This is a genomic window from Candidatus Koribacter versatilis Ellin345, from assembly GCF_000014005.1.
GTDB classification, from domain to species: domain Bacteria; phylum Acidobacteriota; class Terriglobia; order Terriglobales; family Acidobacteriaceae; genus Korobacter; species Korobacter versatilis_A.
Genome location: NC_008009.1, coordinates 1391444 through 1406882 on the forward strand (window position 1 = coordinate 1391444; position 15439 = coordinate 1406882).

Genomic DNA, 15439 nt, shown 5'->3' on the forward strand with positions numbered 1-15439 from the left:
GCTCGCAAACCGAGATTGTTCTAACCTGCAACGGGGGATTCTTGCCTGTGCACCTTCTGTTGATCGTCAAAGTTGTCGCGATGGTGGGGTTGATCGCCTGGCTGCTTCGGCAATTTCGCAAGCCGAGCGGGTGGTTGGGGCGTGGCATCGCGCGCTCCATGAACGTGAGTCACGGCCAGATGACGGACTGGGGGCTGCAACAGGTCGCGGTGGCGCGCGATGCCGCCATTCTCGACGTGGGGTGTGGGGGCGGCGAGACGGTGCGGAAGCTTGCCGAGATGGCGCCGGCGGGAAGCGTGGTGGGAGTGGATTTGTCGGCCGCCAGCGTGGCCGTGGCGCGGAAAACGAACGCGGCGCAGGTTGCGGCGGGACGCGTCCGGATCGAAGAGGGCTCGGTGGCGGCGCTCCCATTCGTAGACGCCTCGTTCGATGTGGTGACGGCGGTGGAGACGCACTACTACTGGCCGGACCTGCCGGCCAACGTCCGCGAGATTAGAAGGGTGCTGAAGCCGGGCGGTTCGTTTGCGCTGATCGCGGAAGCCTATCGCGGAGGACCGCTTGGCCTGCTTTACGCGGTGGTGATGCCGCTGCTCGGGGGCAAACTCCTCTCGGACAAAGAGCACCGCGATCTGCTCGTCCAGGCTGGGTTCGTCGATGTGGCGACGCACCATCAGAAGGGCACGAACTGGATCTGCGCGGTGGGGAAGCGAGAGCCGTAAGACAAAACCTTCACCACGAAGGGCACGGAGGAAACGAAGGGTCAGAGCGGCTGGCTACGACTCTGCGGATTCGACTCGATACGTTCGTCCAATGGATTCGTTGGGGCACTTCTGGTTTACTCGGGGCACTGTCAACTGCTGCCCGAGGGCGCGTTTTCGGTCCTTGAACCGATGATCCCGCGGCTTGAATCCAATCCTGCAACGCTTCGCAAAAAATCAAGGAGACAATTATGAAAATCGTAGTGATCGGCGGCACCGGGCTGATCGGATCGAAACTGGTCAGCAAGCTTCGTGAGCACGGACACGAGGTAGTCGCGGCAGCACCCAGTACCGGGGTAAACACCATCACGGGCGAAGGACTCGCCGAAGCGTTGAAAGCGGCTTCGGTAGTTGTGGACGTTTCCAATTCTCCCGATTGGGAAGATTCCGCAGTGCTGAAGTTCTTTGAGACATCGACGCGCAACCTGCTCACGCAGGAAGCTGACGCCGGGGTGGGACATCACGTTGCACTCTCGGTCGTGGGCACCGGGCGACTATCGGAAAGTGGTTACTTCCGGGGCAAGATTGCGCAGGAGAAGTTGATCACAGAATCTTCCATCCCCTACACCATCGTGCATGCCACGCAATTCTTCGAGTTCCTCAAGGGACTTGCCGATATCTCCATGGTCAGCGGCAAAGTGCACTTGCCGGATGTGCTTTTCCAGCCCATGGCCGCCGACGATGTGGCGACGGCGTTGAGCAAGATCGCGGTAGGCTCGCCGGCAAATGGCATCGTCGAAATTGGAGGGCCGGAAGAGTTCCGTGTGGACGAGCTGGTGCGGCGACGCCTGGCCTCGCTGCAAGATCCTCGCGAAGTGATCGCGGACCCGAACGCGCTTTACTCCGGGGCGCACCTCAGCGAGCGGACACTGGTTCCGGACAACGGCGCACGACTCGGCGAAACTCGTTTTGAAACCTGGCTCACCCAACCCGCAGCCCAACTTCCGAGTGCGCATCCTCAGCCCACAAGCGCCGATGCAGGCGCGAAAGAGAGCCGTAAAAAGGCGAGCTGATATCGCGCCCGAATTTCTTTCATGCTCTCGCTGGGCTCAGCGCGATTGGGTTTTTGGTTGGTTCGCTTGAGCGACCTCGGCGGCGGCCGCGGGTTTTTTCGGGAGCTCGAGGACTGGCGATTCCGGGAGTTCGGGGAGGCCGGCGTCAAATTCGGGGGTGTATTCGAAGAAGCTTTCGCCGTTGCCCTCGGTGAAGTGGAGGCTGCCGATGTTGCCGGCGGCGGTTTGGAGGCCGTAGAGGACGAGGGCGGCGCGGCGGGGGTCGATGCGATCGCAGAGGAGGGCGTTGAGGACGTCGCCGATGGCGAGTTGAACGGTGGCGCGGTCTTCGAGGACGGGAAGCTGCAAGGGAAGCTTGCGTTCGGCGGCGACGCGCTGGCGGCGGACGCGGTCGCGGGAAGCGACGTGGAAATAGCAGAAATCTTCGTCGCGGAGGGCGATGGCGCTGCAGGTGGTGCCGTCGGCTTTGATGTGAATACATTCTTTCGCGCTGGATGCTGGCATGGCTTTTCTCTCTCCCGGGTGACCCCACCTACCCCCTCCCCCCTGAATTTTGTTTTCAACAACTTAGGCTGTGGAAAACTCGTAAAAATTTGAGCCCCAAGGGTTTAGGGGTAAAAATTTGAAAACAAACGACTTGTCTCCGAGAAACGGGACCTTGGCCGCCTTGGCGGCGCGGGTCTGGGTTGTCTCGGGAAGAGACAGGATAGGGGATTGGGTCGTAGAAAGATGTGATGGGTGACGCAAGGCGAGGTGATGGGGCGCACCTATCCCACGTTTGGTGGGGATTGACAAAACCTCTGCCTGGCCCCGGCGTTGAAAGTCAAAAGCTTTTACCACGAAGGGCACGAAGTGCACGAAGGATTGGGGGGAGAGCGAAGTCGTGGAGAAACTCGGTATACGTGCGGTCTGTCCCCGGGTTTCCCCCGGGTTTCCCGAACTTCTAGTGCATGTTGACTGCGGGAAGGTGGATGTTGAGCTTGTAGCAAATGAAGAGAAGGAGGATGGCGCCGAGGGTGGAAAAGATGAGGCCGGCAGGATGAAACCGGCGGTTAGAGGAACCTGTAACCATGTGGGTGATGCCGCCTCCGAGGATCGAGCCGAGGATGCCGAGAACGATCGTCCAGAAGAGGGTCATGTGGACATGCATGACGGATTTCGCGAAGAAGCCGGCGATAAGGCCAATCAGGAGGTACCAGATCAAGTGGAACATGCTGTGTCCCCGCCTTGAGAACCCGTCGAGTATATGCCTGTTTTGCACCCGGCGCGGAGCTAGCCAAAGAGTCCAGGCGAACCGGAAGACGTGAACTAAGCGGCTTTTCGATTGACCTCCAGAAAACCTGGTAAACGTGCGGCCTGTCCCCGGGTTTCCTGTCGCCGATTTCAAGAAAAACCCCGGGAGTGACCCCGGGGTTCGGTTTGATTAGCTGACCTTGCGGATCGGTCGGTCGGTTTCGTTGTAGTCGGCGCTGGCTTCGCCGGAGGACGAAACATCGTGAGCCCCGGTGGACTTCAAGATGTCTTTGGCTTTCGAGGTCCAATCCGAGTTGTCGCAATGGACGGAGAGCAGAATACCGCCTTCCTTGACCTGGCCTTCATAGCGCTTGGCTTCGAATTCCGGAATGCCCATGCCGATGAGGGCACCGGCGATTCCGCCAACCGTTCCGCCCACGCCCGCACCCGCCAAGGTGGCCATGATGGGACCGGCAGCGATGAAGGGGCCCACGCCGGGGATCGCAAGTGCGCCGATGCCGGCTAACAGTCCGAGCCCGCCGCCAAGGACGGCGCCCGTGCCTGCTCCGGTGGTTGCGCCCTCGGGGGCCTTGGTGTTCTTCTTCACGGCGAAGTCCTTGGTCCCCTCGTTTTCAGGGAAGAGGACCGAGATGTCTTCGGTGCGGAAGCCGGCCGCGCGCAAGGCGTCCACGGCGCTGTCAACTTGGGTTGTGGTGCGATAAATGCCGAATGCTGCGGTGTTTTTGCCTGCCATATTGAATCTCCTGGGGTGATGACGCGCGGGTTAATGGGCGGCCGACGATTCGTCGGCATGCTTGTCGTGCTTGGTGGCGACCTGGAGCTGGCTCTTTACGTTGTCTTTGCCGGCGATCTCAGCGGCCTTCTGTTCGATGTTCTGTTTCTCTTCTTCCGAGCGCACTGGCCCCTTCAGCGTTACAGAGCCGCCCTGGGCGATGACCTTGATGTTGTGGGCATAGCTGGAGAGAGACTTGTCTTTGACGAGGGCTTGCCGGATCTTGCGGACGGTTTCGCGGTCGGACGGATTTTCTTTCTGCTGGTCGGCCGTGGGTTGCGACTTATCGCGGTCGCGTTGATTGACGGCGGTGTTGTCGGGCTTAGGCGCATCCTGTGGTGGGGATTGCGCGAAGCCGAGGGTGGCGGCCATCGCTGCCAACCCGAGTACACACTTCAGAGTGGTGCCTTTCATGTTTGAACCCTCCCGTTTGTGCTACGCCATGGGATGTGACGGCGCATTGGGAAGATGTCATAGGGTTCAAACCCGCGGCATGAATCGAGGGTTGCGGCTCAAATTGAGAGCGGGATGGGTGTCGAACGTTTCCCGGTATTCGAAAACTTGGTAAACGTGCGGTCTGTCCCCGAGTTTCCCACGTTTGGTGGGGATTGACACGGAGCTCCAGCGACGCTGGAGCGCTTGCACTTGCAGGCCGAATGCTGGCATCCTCTCTGCACTCCGGGCTTGTCCCGAATTCCGTTACGAGGTTCGTTCATGCGAATTCTGTTGTGCACTACGTTCCTGGCACTCACCAGCGCGGCGGCTTCGGCGCAATCCGTTCCGATCAAGATGGGCTTGTGGGAGAAGACGATGACCACGAGCAACGGGTCGGGCACTCCGGAAACGACGAAATCGCGGAGTTGCGTTACGCCCGAGGAATGGAAGGCGATGGATGCCAATGTAACCCGGAAGCGCGAAGGCTGCACCTCTGGGGCTGTCCGGAATGCGAAGGGCTACATATTCAACAGCACTTGTACGATCGGTGAGACGACGTTGGTGATCAATGGTTCAACGACGGTGCCGGATGCAGAGCACATTGTGACGGAGTCGCACACGACGTCCACCAGGAACGGGAAGAAAACACAAACCGATAGTAAGTCGGCCAGCCATTTCGTGAGCGCCGATTGCGGCAAGGTACAGCCAGGCGAGCCGGAAGACGTGAACTAAGCGGTTTTTCGATTGATCTCCAGAAAACCTGGTAAACGTCCGGTCTGTCCCCGGGTTCCGCCCGGGTTCCGATGACGGAAATTGGTGGTTATTCCGTCTGTCCCCGAAACTCCCAAACTCCCATAAACTCCCATAGGTGGATTTCTAGCGTACGTCTATTCCCGCAGTCACATGCAATTATCAGTTCTCTTAGCCGTTAACGTCGGCGCCTCCGCGCCCTTGATTGTGAAGACTCTCGCTGCGGGAGTTCCGACCGATCGAGGTCGCGTGGGCTGAGATCGCTCCCTGTCGATGGTCCCTGACGTTAGCAGCGAGGGAGCGGCGCAAACAACGTACCGCCTGGGGTGATCGCAGTCAACATCTAGGGTTATTGGCGCAAGCGTTCGTGGTCTCCCATGTCTCGAAAACCGCGAGACATGGGGCACCCGGCATTCCTAAAGATGCTGGGCAACATATTTCACGAACGCCCAAAGTTCGAGGGCCAGAATAATCACGAATGTAGACTCGAAGAGGAAATACTTCAGGCGGGTGAAAACATCGCGGCCTTTGTGAAACATCTGGACTCCTCCATTGAAAATGATTCATAGAAGGAGACCAAAAGAAGCGTAACACCCTTTACCCCTCTGTCAACTCATGTTTTCGGTTTCCCTGTGCAAATCCAACCGGAAAATGAGTGTGCCTGTGGAAGAGTGTGGAAAACACGCCCTAAAAGTTGAATTCTCAAGGCTTGTACGGCGGTATGTTAGTTGCTCTATATATGCTTTACATTCGCCCGAGCGCGACCCAGATGTTGGAGGAAGTCTTCAGTTGCACTGTAGCATTTGCCAACTCTGGGCGTTGTCATTTCCCCGAGCCCGCATTGAACGGAAATAGTCGATAGCACCCATTCTTTTGTTGAATGCCAATCGCGGTTCTCGTGGGTTTGTAGTACTTATCGCTTTCGATTTGCCTACTTCGAGTCAGATGCGGTGAGGCCCAGTTCGTTACGAACGCCGCCATTAGTCGATTCAGGCCATTGAATCGTCAAAAGCACTCTTTTATCGCTCAACTTTCGCCCAGTACAGTGTTTTCTGCCATCATCTCCGTTGATAGAAAACAAGATCACCGCGTTGTTAGACTTTAGCTCACCTTCAACTCCGATGACACTGAGCAAATCTTCTAGCTTCTTCACGTAGCGTCTTTCTGCGAATTGACGCTCGATGTCAAAGAATTTGCCTCTGTTTTGTGTCGGAAGAAGATTGATAAACGCAACCTGAATTCTAAGCACCTGCCAAATGCGAATGAAGAACGCCTCCTCTGAGACGCCGAATTTCTGTGACGCCTGCAACACGGAGTGCAATAGAGCCGCACTTTCCTTCTGCGGAATAGCTGATTCGAGAAGGTGGCGCGGCATTAATAAGCCAGTGGCGAATGAGTCGCACCATCGCTCAAGGATGTGATGTGGTACGTCTGGCTGCTTAAATTCCCCTTCACTCTTCTTCACTCTCAAGCCCAAAATCCAGTGGCCCATCTCGTGGGCGACTGTGAACGCTTTTCTCTCCGGAGAATCATTTTTGTTCACAATGATCTCGGCACCAAGGTTGCCCATGGGCAGAAGGTAGCCACTTCCATCGAGGTCCTCTTCAACGAGATAGAGGTTCTTCCACAGCGCGATGACTCTTCGCAGGTTTACAGGTGCGACGGAAACCTCCGCGCGTTCCAGAACCCGGACGGCCATTTTTTCCGGGTCTGGTAGTTGGCAGGTGTGGCTCATTATTCCTCTTCGTCGAGCAATACTAGCGTTCGGTGCAGATAACGCCGCAGGAGGGCTCTCTTATCCTTTTGGGATATTCCACTAAAGCGGGCGGCAATTGCGCTCGCGCGCTCATTGAAAGTAGACCGAATCCCAGCGATCACGTTTTCTGCATAATCCGGGTCAACCAGCTCTGCGACTGTCGTCTTCAGCGCGGTCGCGATCCATCGCAACACTGTTAGCCCAGGATTCGAGATCGTGTCCACATTCTCTTCGATGTTTTGCAGCCCTTGCTCGGTTAGTCCGACCCGTTTTGCCAAATCGCCTAGCGAAAGACCGGCTTCGAGGCGTAATTCCCGGATCCTAGATCCAACGATATTTTGACTGAATCCGTCGATCGTAAGTTTCCGCTGTTCCAAGAAGGGGCGGATCTCGATCAGTCGTTCTTCTAGCATGGCGCGCAGGTGCTCAGGTTCTCTGTATCGTATGTCTATCTTGAGGCTAGGAATACCAGTGACCATCCGGCTGACGCTTCGTTCACCTGGAGCGATCAAGATAATCGGAACCAGAGACTCATATGCAAAGCTAAGTTCTTCGCCGGATCCAGTGCTGGGAAAGTGACATAGATGTATAAGAAGGTCCGAGCTCACCACCCGTTTTCGGTCTGTGATGAAAACTTCGGTGGCAGACACGTCCGCATGGTGAACTGGATCCGTGCTCTTACGAGGCTCATACAAATCTATGTCGACTGATCGGCACACGAGCGCTACGACATCAGAGAGGTGAATGATGAGCGACCTTTCCACCTCATCCAATCCAGTCAATGCTGAAGCCAAATATGCGTTCAGCGGAACCGATTTAGGGCTTGGATGCACCAAGATCGGGTTCTCTGGTTCGATTGATATTGCCCCGAAGCCGTGAGGGTCTGTTGCCCCAACCAGTCGTCTTGAATTCTCGACGATTTGTTCCGCGGATTCTGTTTGGAAATGTTGCTGGATCCGTTTGCGGAGAGCTAATGACTTCGTTTCTTGATCCATCTAAACCTCCGGGAGCAACAGCTTGAGGTCCGGCCTGATGCGAGCAGACTTTCGAACTACAAGCTGAATATGTGACTGTGTTAACAGGTTCGAGCCGGGATAAATAGGCGCGCCCTCCAAAAATGGCGCCCGCACCGTGTCGCATTCCGGCATGATGTATTCTCCTACGTAATTGATTACCAAACAATCCAAGCATCGCGCCCCACCTCTGTTTTCCGGGAGAACCTCGTTTTTTTCGAAGAATGATTCGAGCAGGCGTTCGTAGGCGAGCTTAATCGCCTCGGTGTACTCAATGTCTGTGAGATCGAGGCAGTGCCCCAATTCTATGTCAGCTTGAATTACGGCGGCATAATCGCGGTGCTTAGATTTCGCCCATTGCCACGCACGAAATGGCGCGTATTCCCAAAAGTAAATACCGTGACCGAGCCAGTCGTATACGTTCTGGCTAGCGACGAAGGAACTCGTAGACATGATCAGTTCCGCGCGGTGTTGATTCGTGCCGTGATACGCAGTAACAACCCGCGAAAATCGTCTCATCGTCCGCTGTCACTCCCCGGCTTGGCGAGCCAAGTTCAAAAGCCCAGCACAGATTCTGCTGGGCCTTTTTTTCTCCTCGATGGTGCATTTCCTTGGAATCTACGAGCACCCACTCGTACTTCCGCATTCATTGCAGCGGTAGCAGCTTCCGTTGCGGGTCATGATGGCGCCGCAGACGTGGCAGCTGGGGGCATCGCCTAGATCGATCAGGTCTTTCAGGGCGTCGGCGGTGTGGACGTGGTGTGCGACCGGGCCTCCGGGTGGCGTGTAGCGATAGGGGTCCTTCGACTCCGGCGCTGGTGCGCCTTCGCTCAGGATGACAGATGAACTGGAGGCGTCGCTGGATGACGGTGTGCCCATCATGTATTTGGGGCGGAGGCCTTCGAACAGGGCCTGCTGCTGGCCGGTTAGGAAGCGCAGTTGGAGCCAGCGGAAGATGTAATCCATGATCGACTTGGCGAAGCCGATGTCGGGATTATGGCTCCAGCCGCTGGGCTCGAAGCGGGTGTGGGCGAATTTTTCGCAGAGCAGCTTGAGCGGGACGCCGTGCTGCAGGGCGAGGGACGTGGCGCAGGCGAAGCTGTCCATGAGGCCGCTGACGGTGCTGCCTTCCTTGGCCATGGTAATGAAGACTTCGCCGGGCATGCCGTCTTTGTAGAGGCCGACGGTGATGTAGCCCTCGTGTCCACCGATGTTGAATTTGTGGGTGACGGAGAGGCGCTCGTCGGGGAGGCGATGGCGGATGGCGCGCGGTGGAGCTGCGGCATCGTCCTCGGACTCGGAGGCGACCGGTGCGGCTTCGGCCTTCTTTAGCTTGTCTGTGGTGCTAGTGCCGGAGGCATTCAGCGGCTGGCCGCCCTTGGAGCCGTCGCGATAGATGGCGACCGCTTTCAGGCCGAGCTTCCAGCTCTGGATGTAGGCCTCCATGATGTCGTCAATGGTGGCGTCTTTCGGTAGATTGACGGTCTTGGAGATGGCGCCGGAGATGAAGGGCTGAGTCGCGGCCATCATCTTGACGTGTCCCATGTAGGAGATGGTGCGCGTGCCCTTGGCGGGCTTGAACGAGCAATCGAAGACGGCGAGGTGCTCGTCTTTGATGTGCGGCGCGCCTTCGATAGTGCCGGTGGCGTCAATGTAGCTGACGGTGGCGTTGGCCTGGTCGCTGGTGTATCCGAGCTTGAAGAGTGCAGCCGGGACCGTGTTGTTCACGATCTTGATCATGCCGCCGCCAACCAGCTTCTTGTATTTCACGAGCGCGAGATCGGGCTCGATGCCAGTAGTGTCGCAGTCCATCATGAAGCCGATGGTGCCGGTGGGCGCGAGGACCGTGACCTGCGAGTTGCGATAGCCGTGACGCTCGCCGTGCTGGAGAGCTTCGTCCCAGGTGGCCTTGGCAGCTTCGAAGACGGGCGCGGGCACGTTCTTCTGGTTGATGTTGTTGACGCTGGCGCGGTGCATGCGAATGACGTCGAGGAAAGGCTCGCGGTTGACATACCAGCCGGGGCAGGCGCTGCCAGTGATCTCGACCGATTGCGTGATCGGCGTAGCAGGCGTTAACGGCTGGCCGAGTTCGGCGATCTTCGATGACTGGAGATACGCTTCGCCGCACATGATCGCAGTGACGCAGGCAGCGTAGTCGCGGCCGGCATCGCTATCGTAGGGAAGACCCGCGGCCATGAGCAGCGCGCCGAGGTTGGCGTAGCCCAGGCCCAGCGGACGATAGTCGTGCGAGTTCTTCATGATGGATTCGGTGGGGTAGCCGGCGTTGTCGACGAGGATCTCCTGCGCGGTAATGGTGATGGCGCAGGCGTGGCGGTAGGCGGCGACGTCGAAGGTGCCGTTGGGCGCGAACTTCATCAGGTTGAGCGAAGCGAGGTTGCAGGCGGAGTCGTCGAGGAACATGTACTCGCTGCAAGGGTTGCTAGCGTTGATGCGCGCGGTGTTCTTGCTGGTATGCCAACGATTGACCGTGGTGTCGTACTGCATGCCGGGATCGCCACACTGCCAGGTGGCTTCGCTGATCTTGCTGAGAAGCCAGCGGGCTTTGAAGGTCTTGACCACATCGCCGGACTTCACGGCCTTGGTGCTGAAGTCGGCGTCGCGGACTACGGCGTACATGAAGTCGTCAGTCACGCGGACGCTGTTGTTGGCGTTCTGGAAGAAAATGGAGCTGTAAGCTTCGGCGTCAGGCGAGGAGCCGTCGTAACCCTGCTGCATGAGCGCCCAGGCCTTGGCTTCTTCCTTGGCCTTGCAATCGATGAACTCAACGATGTCGGGATGCTCGATGTTGAGGATGACCATCTTGGCGGCGCGACGCGTCTTACCGCCGGACTTGATGACACCGGCGAAGGCGTCGAACCCGCGCATGAAGCTGAGCGGACCGCTGGCAGTGCCGCCGCCGCTGAGCTGCTCGTTGCTCGAGCGCAGCGGAGAGAGGTTGGTGCCGGTACCGCTACCCCACTTGAAGAGCATGCCTTCGGTCTTGGCAAGCGTCAGGATGCTGTCGAGCGAATCGTGCACGGAGTTGATGAAGCAGGCGGAGCATTGCGGACGGGTATAACCCACCGGTCCGAACTCAGCTTGCTGCTTTAGGAAATTCCAGTGCCAATTGGCGCCGTCGGCCTGGGGCTCAATGCGATCGCAACCGACGTTGAACCACACGGGAGAGTTGAAGGCCATCTTCTGCTGGACGAGGAGATGGACGAGCTCGTCGTGGAAGATGGCAGCGTCGTCGGAGGTGCGGAAGTAGCCGCCCTCAATGCCCCAGCGGGTAATGGTCTCCGCTACGCGGGCGATCAGGGCGCGGACGCCGCTCTCGCGTTCGCTGGTGCCGAGCGTGCCGTGCAGATACTTGCTGGCGACGATGTTGGTGGCGGTCATCGACCAGTCTTTGGGCGTCTCGACGTCGAGCTGCTCGAAGATCTTGTTGCCCTGGGCGTCAGTAATGGCGGCGGTGCGAAGCTCCCACTCGACTTCGTCGTAGGGCGAAACGCCGGCCTTGGTGAAGGCGCGCTTGAAGGTCAGGCCCGGAGCTTTCTTCTTCGGGGCCGGGATCGGGTTGGAGGTGGTGGTGTGAGCTTCCGTGCTCATCGCTAATTTAGGTGCTTCAGCCATTTGATTCCCATCTCTCTTGCTGATTTGCCTTCGTCCACCGGCCGATTACGACCTTGCCCGCATTCTCACCAAGGCTGGGGTGAGTGGGGGACCTCGCTCGCTACGCTCGCGAGGACCAGAAGCCGAAGCTCCTGGGATTTCAAAGGGTGCTGACCGTTTTAGAGTCAGCGGGGTAAAAGGGGCGCCCCGCCTTGGGGAACCCCTGAATCGATCCATGCGCTACGAAGTCACCGCTGATTCGCGCGCGAGCTTGTCAAAGGAACACAACCAAATCCCTAATGGGAGACCTGCTAGACCCGTAAAATTGGCCCAACTGCCTGCCCGGTTTTACGGGCTATCGGAAGGAGTCACCTCTGATCCCTTCCTTGGTTGCCGCCTATTCCACTCAGCCAGTCATGGCAGGGAAGAAGTCTTCCATTCCATGATCTTCAGGTGGCGGCTTTTCCTGATTTGGGGCTCCCAATCTGCCCCGATGTATCTCTCTGGGAAATGAAAATTACGCCGACATGTGGGGCCTGTCAATAGGCCTGTACAACATGTTGTGCCTTGTTAGTTATTGTACGCCCGTTTGTTGACTCTCTTGATGCCTCTATCTGTCGGGAAAACAGCACGTTACAGAGCTGTGAAAAAACTCACCAGAGCACCTGATCTTTGTTTGGGAATCGCCGGGATTTGAGGTGAGTTTCCACAGATTTCGAGCTGTCGGCCAATCACACTTCAGCGACAGTAGTCCCGGGAGGGAGGAGGGTCAATTGAGTGAATGCGGTGCAATGGTGGAAAACAGTGATTTGTTGTGGAGAGCGGTGGAAAAGGAGGACCAGATCATGGAGTCGGCGGTTGTAATACAAATTAATACCCACTATGATGTTTGTATTATGGCTAACTCGGAAAAGACCATCAGCTTTCGGGCGCAATCAGCCCAGATCGATGCTCTGGACTCCCTAGCGTCCGCCCAGTCTCGCTCGCGCAGCTACGTGATCAACGAAGCAATTGCAAACTACATTGCGCTGCATGAGTACCAGGACGAGTTGGTAAGAGAAGGTCTGGAAGATATGCGTAAGGGCAGGACGATTACCAATGATGAATTGCTGAAGCGAATCCAGAAGACTGGTCGCGCAGGGCGATGATCGAGTGGACAGAGCGCGCCTCCAGCCAGCTTGACAATGTCCATGATTACATCGCACTGACGAACTCCGTCGATGTCGCAGCGGCGATTCGCCTGCACATTATCGAAACCCTTCAACAATTGTTGCCGTTTCCGATGTCCGGCCGAGCTGGACGCGTGCCCGGAACCAGGGAGCTGGTGATCCCCAAAACTCCCTTCGTCGCTGTCTACACCGTGCAGAAGACGCGCATTCTCGTGCTGGCTGTTTACCATGGGGCGCAGCGCTGGCCGGGAGCGCTTTAGAACGGTTCGTGCACCTACGCATCGATCAGGTTAGGCGAATTCGCGATGGACATCTACGGGCAGCTGACGCATAACTCGCATGTCTCTGGCTCGTTTTCTCTGAAGTGTTTCCTATCCGTGACGATGATGAGTCTGTACGTTGATAGTGCCTTGTCCGAAGTTGGGGACGACTAATCCACAAGGTAACGAAATTGCAACGCTATACTCCGAGTTGACGAATGCTAAAATCCCGATTTATGAAGCGCCGAGATAGCGATTCAGCTCCGTTTTTGTTGGAAGTTGGATACGAGGCAGAGAATCCCTGGCGAATTGCTGAAAGCCAGCCGCCGAAAGGCAAAAGCGGTTTGGTCACGCTCGAACTCTGCGCCGGTGCTGGGGGTCAAGCTCTCGGGTTAGAACAGGCCGGTATCAATCATGTCGCGCTCGTAGAGATAAATAAACACGCATGCGAGACACTTCGACTTAATCGTCCCAATTGGAAAGTGGTTGAGGGCGATCTGCAAACGTTCGATCCTTCCCCGTACAAGGGCGCTGACATTGTCTCGGCAGGATTGCCATGCCCCCCCTTTTCTGTTGCCGGAAAGCAGTTGGGAAAGTTGGACGAGAGAAATCTCTTTCCGGCGATGGTGAATGTCGTCGACGCGGTAAGACCGCGAGCCGTTATGGTGGAGAATGTTCGTGGCATTCTTGATGCGGTATTCATTGACTATCGCGAGCACGTGAGCAAGCAGCTGCGAAAACTTGGATATACCCCGGGTTGGCATTTGATGAACGCCTGCGAATTCGGAGTTCCTCAACTTCGGCCGCGGGTTGTATTCGTAGCGATGCGAAAGGAGTATTCCGAGCACTTCGCTTGGCCGCGCGCGACTAACGAGCCTCAGACGGTCGGAGATGTATTATTCGACTTGATGAGTGCGCGCGGCTGGAAAGGTGTGAAAGCTTGGCGCGCGAAAGCAAACGAGATTGCGCCAACGATTGTAGGGGGATCCCTGAAGCACGGCGGCCCAGATCTTGGTCCCACGAGAGCACGCCGCGCCTGGGAGGCACTCGGAGTGGACGGGAAGGGGATCGCGGACGATGTACCGGAGCGTGAGTTCGTAGGTATGCCCCGTCTCACTGTTCGTATGGTCGCGCGCATTCAGGGTTTTCCCGATGAATGGCAGTTCGCGGGCAGGAAAACGCAAGCGTACCGCCAGGTTGGAAATGCTTTTCCGCCGCCTTTCGCTCGTGCAGTTGCGGAAAGCGTGAGTGCTTGCTTGTCGTCCGCACGAAGGACAGTCCGAGTCACCAGTGCTTAAAGAGTTGCCGTGTGGACACGATTTCTAAAGCGCGGCGCAGCGACAACATGCGCCGGATCACAAGCGAGAGTACTACACCGGAACTCTTGGTTAGAAGACTTGTTCACGCGATGGGCTATCGCTATCGCCTTCATGTGAAAAATTTGCCGGGCAAGCCCGATCTCGTTTTCCCCGCAAGACGAAAGATTATTGAAGTGCGGGGATGCTTCTGGCATCAGCATAGGCACTGCATCGATGGCAAAATGCCAAAATCCAGATCCGAGTACTGGATCCCAAAACTCACCCGCAACAAGCTACGCGACAGACAGAATCTCAGGAAGCTCCGACGGTACGGATGGGATGTTTTGTTGATTTGGGAATGTGAAGTGCGCGAACAAGCCGATGTATCAGCCCGCATTCGGCGATTCCTAGAGCATTAGTCTTCCGATTCATCGCGGTTGCGTCGCCTCCGCTCCTCCTCGAATCTTCTGATGATACCGCTCGGGTCCGGAGGCCACGGTTTGTGCCTTCGGAGTATGTAGTCGGACCGTTTCCTGCCGGACTCGTCTTTATAGAGGAGCGTGTCGATCTCCCATCCAATCACTGGGTACCGAAGCTCGCGGAGCCGCTTTTGCCAATCGTCCTGATTTGCAACGACGTCGATGAGTGCAGACGGCGTCCTCTTTCCGACGCCCACGGACTTGAGAAGTTCCCCAATTCTGACATGCACACTATCGGGTGCGGTCACCTTTTTCATGACTGCCCTGTCGACATTGAGAGACGAGAAATATGCCTTTTTGCCGGCATTGCATTCTTCACAAATGGCCCATAGGTTCTCGCGTTCATTCGTTCCACCCCAGTCGCGAGGCTTCTTATGATCGACCACTAGGGCGATGCCGTGTTTCTCAACGGTACGCCCGCACATTTGACACTTGCCGTGAGCAGAGTGGATGACTTCGGCGCGCTCTCGCTGGCTGACCTGCCCTTCGTCAAGAACAACCGACCGTTTGCTAATGTACCTGTAGAGCGTTACTTTCCGCTTGTTTCCATGAGCCTTGCTTGTTACCGAGTGCTTCTCGATCACGAACCACTTCTTCAGATCGCGCTTACGACGATCTAGATGAGTTTGTTCTTCCGCTTGAAGTCCTTCCTTCTCCAATTCTTGCCGAATTTGGCCTCCCGTGACTCCCTCAGGGAATCGCTTCATTATTTCGATGATCCGCAGATGGATAGATCCAGGTTTGCTTGCCATCCAAGTCTCCCAATAACGCGAGATGTTACATGATGTGACCACGCGCACGTCGAGAACATTCACCCGTCACAGACTCTTCCCTCCCACCCCGATATTCTGCGCAGGTGGGGCATTCCTA

The 15439-nt window shown here is 56.9% G+C and carries 17 protein-coding genes; 7 read left to right on the plus strand and 10 right to left on the minus strand.

What is annotated here, in order from left to right; all coding sequences use genetic code 11:
* Window positions 1-47 precede the first annotated feature (47 nt).
* On the plus strand, window positions 48-719 hold the full coding sequence (locus ACID345_RS05720) for a class I SAM-dependent methyltransferase (RefSeq protein ID WP_011521919.1): 672 nt from the start codon (window positions 48-50) through the stop codon (window positions 717-719).
* A 230-nt stretch (window positions 720-949) separates the two neighbouring features.
* Entirely contained in the window at window positions 950-1771 is an 822-nt protein-coding gene (locus ACID345_RS05725; protein ID WP_011521920.1) for an SDR family oxidoreductase, read from the plus strand.
* A gap of 36 nt (window positions 1772-1807) precedes the next feature.
* On the opposite strand, the gene ACID345_RS05730 is transcribed toward ACID345_RS05725, so the two are convergent.
* The 4 genes from ACID345_RS05730 to ACID345_RS05745 all read right to left on the minus strand — a co-directional run bounded on the left by ACID345_RS05730 (window position 1808) and on the right by ACID345_RS05745 (window position 4211).
* Window positions 1808-2275, minus strand: a complete 468-nt coding sequence (locus ACID345_RS05730) for a hypothetical protein (protein WP_011521921.1) — start codon at window positions 2273-2275, stop codon at window positions 1808-1810.
* A 439-nt stretch (window positions 2276-2714) separates the two neighbouring features.
* Complete coding sequence (locus ACID345_RS05735) at window positions 2715-2984, minus strand: GlsB/YeaQ/YmgE family stress response membrane protein (RefSeq protein WP_011521922.1); 270 nt, start codon at window positions 2982-2984, stop codon at window positions 2715-2717.
* Between the two features lie 210 nt (window positions 2985-3194).
* Window positions 3195-3758, minus strand: a complete 564-nt coding sequence (locus tag ACID345_RS05740; RefSeq protein WP_011521923.1) for a general stress protein — start codon at window positions 3756-3758, stop codon at window positions 3195-3197.
* Window positions 3759-3788: 30 nt separating this feature from the next.
* Window positions 3789-4211 (minus strand): BON domain-containing protein, encoded by a 423-nt coding sequence (locus ACID345_RS05745; RefSeq protein WP_011521924.1) that lies wholly within the window; start codon window positions 4209-4211, stop codon window positions 3789-3791.
* Window positions 4212-4511: 300 nt separating this feature from the next.
* Between ACID345_RS05745 and ACID345_RS05750 the strand changes: the two genes are divergently transcribed.
* Complete coding sequence (locus ACID345_RS05750; RefSeq protein ID WP_041855476.1) at window positions 4512-4964, plus strand: DUF3617 domain-containing protein; 453 nt, start codon at window positions 4512-4514, stop codon at window positions 4962-4964.
* 434 nt (window positions 4965-5398) lie between these two features.
* On the opposite strand, the gene ACID345_RS27345 is transcribed toward ACID345_RS05750, so the two are convergent.
* The 5 genes from ACID345_RS27345 to ACID345_RS05770 form a co-directional block, all read right to left on the minus strand.
* Entirely contained in the window at window positions 5399-5521 is a 123-nt protein-coding gene (locus ACID345_RS27345; protein WP_266190064.1) for a hypothetical protein, read from the minus strand.
* A 392-nt stretch (window positions 5522-5913) separates the two neighbouring features.
* Entirely contained in the window at window positions 5914-6717 is an 804-nt protein-coding gene (locus ACID345_RS05755; RefSeq protein ID WP_011521926.1) for an ImmA/IrrE family metallo-endopeptidase, read from the minus strand.
* The gene (locus tag ACID345_RS05760; RefSeq protein WP_011521927.1) at window positions 6717-7733 is read right to left on the minus strand and encodes a helix-turn-helix domain-containing protein; all 1017 of its coding nucleotides are present in this window, start codon (window positions 7731-7733) and stop codon (window positions 6717-6719) included. Before ACID345_RS05760 ends, ACID345_RS05755 begins: the two co-directional genes overlap by 1 nt.
* Window positions 7734-8204: a hypothetical protein gene (locus ACID345_RS05765; RefSeq protein ID WP_049761722.1), complete on the minus strand. Its 471-nt coding sequence runs from the start codon at window positions 8202-8204 to the stop codon at window positions 7734-7736. It abuts the gene before it with no gap.
* A 165-nt stretch (window positions 8205-8369) separates the two neighbouring features.
* Window positions 8370-11384: a vitamin B12-dependent ribonucleotide reductase gene (locus tag ACID345_RS05770; RefSeq protein ID WP_011521929.1), complete on the minus strand. Its 3015-nt coding sequence runs from the start codon at window positions 11382-11384 to the stop codon at window positions 8370-8372.
* A gap of 752 nt (window positions 11385-12136) precedes the next feature.
* On the opposite strand from ACID345_RS05770, the gene ACID345_RS05775 reads away from it, so the two are divergent.
* The 4 genes from ACID345_RS05775 (at window position 12137) to ACID345_RS26230 (ending at window position 14509) form a co-directional block, all read left to right on the plus strand.
* Window positions 12137-12511, plus strand: a complete 375-nt coding sequence (locus ACID345_RS05775) for a CopG family ribbon-helix-helix protein (protein ID WP_148210029.1) — start codon at window positions 12137-12139, stop codon at window positions 12509-12511.
* The gene (locus ACID345_RS05780; protein ID WP_011521931.1) at window positions 12508-12792 is read left to right on the plus strand and encodes a type II toxin-antitoxin system RelE/ParE family toxin; all 285 of its coding nucleotides are present in this window, start codon (window positions 12508-12510) and stop codon (window positions 12790-12792) included. The genes ACID345_RS05775 and ACID345_RS05780 overlap by 4 nt, the downstream gene beginning before the upstream one ends.
* 236 nt (window positions 12793-13028) lie before the next feature.
* Window positions 13029-14090 carry a DNA cytosine methyltransferase gene (locus ACID345_RS05785; protein WP_148210030.1) on the plus strand — a complete coding sequence of 354 codons (1062 nt, stop codon included), beginning with the start codon at window positions 13029-13031 and terminating at the stop codon, window positions 14088-14090.
* An 11-nt stretch (window positions 14091-14101) separates the two neighbouring features.
* On the plus strand, window positions 14102-14509 hold the full coding sequence (locus ACID345_RS26230; RefSeq protein WP_011521933.1) for a very short patch repair endonuclease: 408 nt from the start codon (window positions 14102-14104) through the stop codon (window positions 14507-14509).
* Here ACID345_RS26230 and ACID345_RS05790 read toward each other — a convergent pair.
* On the minus strand, window positions 14506-15321 hold the full coding sequence (locus ACID345_RS05790; RefSeq protein WP_011521934.1) for an HNH endonuclease: 816 nt from the start codon (window positions 15319-15321) through the stop codon (window positions 14506-14508). The genes ACID345_RS26230 and ACID345_RS05790 overlap by 4 nt on opposite strands.
* Window positions 15322-15439 lie beyond the last annotated feature (118 nt).

Excerpts from the sequence above, each read along its gene's own strand:
- ACID345_RS05735 (WP_011521922.1), bottom strand. The coding sequence starts at position 2,984 with ATGTTCCACTTGATCTGGTACCTCCTGATTGGCCTTATCGCCGGCTTC.
- ACID345_RS05785 (WP_148210030.1), top strand. The coding sequence starts at position 13,029 with ATGAAGCGCCGAGATAGCGATTCAGCTCCGTTTTTGTTGGAAGTTGGA.
- ACID345_RS05745 (WP_011521924.1), bottom strand. The coding sequence starts at position 4,211 with ATGAAAGGCACCACTCTGAAGTGTGTACTCGGGTTGGCAGCGATGGCC.
- ACID345_RS05755 (WP_011521926.1), bottom strand. The coding sequence starts at position 6,717 with ATGAGCCACACCTGCCAACTACCAGACCCGGAAAAAATGGCCGTCCGG.
- ACID345_RS05750 (WP_041855476.1), top strand. The coding sequence starts at position 4,512 with ATGCGAATTCTGTTGTGCACTACGTTCCTGGCACTCACCAGCGCGGCG.
- ACID345_RS05770 (WP_011521929.1), bottom strand. The coding sequence starts at position 11,384 with ATGGCTGAAGCACCTAAATTAGCGATGAGCACGGAAGCTCACACCACC.
- ACID345_RS05760 (WP_011521927.1), bottom strand. The coding sequence starts at position 7,733 with ATGGATCAAGAAACGAAGTCATTAGCTCTCCGCAAACGGATCCAGCAA.
- ACID345_RS05790 (WP_011521934.1), bottom strand. The coding sequence starts at position 15,321 with ATGGCAAGCAAACCTGGATCTATCCATCTGCGGATCATCGAAATAATG.
- ACID345_RS05765 (WP_049761722.1), bottom strand. The coding sequence starts at position 8,204 with ATGTCTACGAGTTCCTTCGTCGCTAGCCAGAACGTATACGACTGGCTC.
- ACID345_RS05730 (WP_011521921.1), bottom strand. The coding sequence starts at position 2,275 with ATGCCAGCATCCAGCGCGAAAGAATGTATTCACATCAAAGCCGACGGC.
- ACID345_RS05725 (WP_011521920.1), top strand. The coding sequence starts at position 950 with ATGAAAATCGTAGTGATCGGCGGCACCGGGCTGATCGGATCGAAACTG.
- ACID345_RS05780 (WP_011521931.1), top strand. The coding sequence starts at position 12,508 with ATGATCGAGTGGACAGAGCGCGCCTCCAGCCAGCTTGACAATGTCCAT.
- ACID345_RS27345 (WP_266190064.1), bottom strand. The coding sequence starts at position 5,521 with ATGTTTCACAAAGGCCGCGATGTTTTCACCCGCCTGAAGTATTTCCTC.
- ACID345_RS05740 (WP_011521923.1), bottom strand. The coding sequence starts at position 3,758 with ATGGCAGGCAAAAACACCGCAGCATTCGGCATTTATCGCACCACAACC.